This window comes from Kitasatospora sp. NPDC088264 (assembly GCF_040685715.1).
In the GTDB taxonomy this organism is placed as follows: Bacteria; Actinomycetota; Actinomycetes; order Streptomycetales; family Streptomycetaceae; genus Kitasatospora.
The window spans coordinates 1-1960 of sequence record NZ_JBFBIR010000138.1 but is presented as its reverse complement, the minus strand read 5'-3'; the positions used below and the strand labels follow the sequence as shown (position 1 = coordinate 1960).

Annotated in this window: 2 protein-coding genes and 1 pseudogene; 1 reads left to right on the top strand and 2 read right to left on the bottom strand. The window is 67.4% G+C overall.

Annotated features, from left to right (window positions below; all coding sequences use genetic code 11):
- Positions 1 to 168 precede the first annotated feature (168 nt).
- Both AB0O82_RS38645 and AB0O82_RS38640 read right to left on the bottom strand, forming a co-directional pair.
- Positions 169 to 630, bottom strand: a complete 462-nt coding sequence (locus AB0O82_RS38645) for a DUF4262 domain-containing protein (RefSeq protein ID WP_363589734.1) — start codon at positions 628 to 630, stop codon at positions 169 to 171.
- A gap of 155 nt (positions 631 to 785) precedes the next feature.
- A pseudogene (locus AB0O82_RS38640) lies at positions 786 to 1470 on the bottom strand (transposase); the annotation flags it as partial.
- Between the two features lie 15 nt (positions 1471 to 1485).
- Between AB0O82_RS38640 and AB0O82_RS38635 the strand changes: the two are divergent.
- Complete coding sequence (locus AB0O82_RS38635) at positions 1486 to 1860, top strand: transposase (protein ID WP_363589732.1); 375 nt, start codon at positions 1486 to 1488, stop codon at positions 1858 to 1860.
- Positions 1861 to 1960: the final 100 nt, after the last annotated feature.

The window sequence follows — 1960 nt, the reverse complement described above, 5'->3', positions numbered from 1 at the left end:
CCACCAGCCTCGACCGGAACTCCTTCCCCCCGGCCCCCTACGTCCATGCCTACAACGCAGACGGCAAGGAGATCTACAACCAGAAGACGCAGCCCCGGCGCGACTCCTGAGCTTGTGGTTTAACGTGCCTCCAACGACTCGACTGGGCGGACGGAAGTCCTGATCTCCTCAGAGGGCCTCTTCGGTCCAAACGCCCTTCGGGTGTTCATCGACTGGAAGCCACAGGCTGGGCTGGGCGCGGCACCCTGGGCTGGCCTGGTCATCCGAGGACCAGCGGTGTTCCCGGTCGGGCCAGACCAGCTGGACAACCGGGACGGGGCTTCGCCGGTAGAAACCGACGGCGGTGCCGAACAGGGGAAGGTGCCAACTGGCATCCACTGGATGGAGCCTGAGCTCGTAGCCCTCGATGACATCGGAAATCAGAGCGCCGGACTCCGTTGATGCACCGTCTCGCAGACGGGCGGCAGCAGCGCCGACCCAGTGCATCAGCCCGTGCACCTCCAGGCCGAACATGGCGACCTCCGGAATCCGGTAGGAGTGCCACAGACCGACGGTGAAGGCCCAGTCCGGCACGTCCGCTCCGCCACCCACGCCAACCACGTGCCAGCCGTGCTCGCGGACGTGCGCCATCTCCGAAGACCAGTGCTTTGTCCGCTGTCGGCGCGCGGAGGGTCGCGGAGGCCGCGGGATCACAGAGCACGCAGGGGCACGAAGAAGTCGAGATCAGGTTGAGCACCCCGGTATCCAAGCAGATCAGGGCCAGGTGGTCCTGCTGAGCTTGTGATTCATCCGGTGCGGCGTGGTTTGGTGCCGATCTTGTGGTGGGTCGGTCTGCGGTAGGGCTCGCCGGTGGCCAGGATCAGTCCCGCGTCGTAGCGGTTGGCTGGGCGTCGGTTCTTCGAGCCGGGTGGGCGTCCGGGGCCGGGGTGGGAGGGTTTTCGGCACTGCTGTCGGCGTCGGTGCCTTCGCGTGCAGGTGTCGGAACCCGCGGCGGACCCGGGCGGGGGTGAGCTTGTTCGGTTCGGCCGGCTTCTCCCACGGGCGTCGCAGGTCGGTGGCCAGGGGGCGGGCGAGGCGGAGTTGGGTGTGGGCGGCCACGATCAGCCAGGTCCAGCGGTCCGCCGCTTCGGCCTCTCGCAGCCTCGGGGCGGTCCAGCCGAGTGTCTGCTTGACCATCCGGAAGAAGTGCTCGATGTCGAACCGCCGAAGGAAGGTCTGCCAGGCCAGGTCTGTGTCCGCCGAGGCAGCTGTCGGCCGTGACCACCACAGCCACAAGGGCTTGGGGTCACCGCCGCTGGGCAGGTGATCGACCTGGAGGCGGATCACGGTGCCCTTGATGACCGGCAGCTTGCCGGGGTGGTCCCGCCAGGCCGCGCGCTGCTGCAGCTCGGGGTGGAGCCGGTCCCCACTCTTGGCGTGGGCGGTGCCGTAGCGGGCGGTCTCGGACTTCGTCTCCGCGTCCGGGCACCCCAGGTCCTGGCGTCCTTGCGGAAACGATGGCGCGAGTTCCTCGGCCTGCTCAAAGCCCTGCGCGCCCGCTGGCCCGGGGAGAAGCTGTACGTCGTGCTGGACAACTTCTCCCCGCACAAGCACCCCAACGTGCGGGCCTGGACGGCAGCGAACGAGGTCGAACTGGTCTTCCTGCCCACCTACGGCTCATGGCTGAACTGGATCGAGGCCGAGTTCGCCGCGCTCCGCTACTTCGCCCTCAACGGCACCGACCACCGCTGCCACGGCGAGCAGAACGCCGCCATCAACGCCTACATCCGCTGGCACAACGCCCGCGCCGAACCGAAGACCAACTTCGCCCCGGACTCGCCCATCCGCACCTGGACCGATTACCCGGCCAAAGCTGCGTGACAAGCCACTAGTGTGATGCGCCACAAATCATGGGGGTAGTAATTACCGTGATGCCTGGACGACTGGGTTGATCTTGGCGAGGTAGTCGGCGAGGGACTTG

What these genes read in the sequence shown, in the direction of transcription:
- AB0O82_RS38645 (WP_363589734.1), bottom strand. Translation starts at nt 630, where the DNA reads ATGGCGCACGTCCGCGAGCACGGCTGGCACGTGGTTGGCGTGGGTGGC.